This window comes from Polaribacter sp. 2405UD43-2, from assembly GCF_058147125.1.
The window spans coordinates 1-231 of sequence record NZ_JBYVJX010000125.1; the positions used below are offsets into that span (position 1 = coordinate 1).

Annotated in this window: 1 pseudogene; it reads left to right on the forward strand. The window is 26.4% G+C overall.

The features are described from left to right. A pseudogene (locus tag ACY2RX_RS15010) lies at positions 1 to 231 on the forward strand (hypothetical protein); the annotation flags it as partial.

Here is a 231-nt window from a genome sequence, read left to right on the forward strand (position 1 = left end):
TTTTTAATTTTAGAAAAAGGATATCGCATAGATCCTACTAAAATGGGGGTTAAAAACTTATATGAATATTTTCAAGGAGTTACCGATAGCAATAAAAATACGAATCCTCAAAAAGTATTTGATACTTACGATGATGTTTTAGATAATGTAAATAAGAAATTCGATGGATATGCCGCTCATATTGTTAAGTTAAGAAAAGAATCTCTTACTTTAGATAAAAAAGGATTAAAA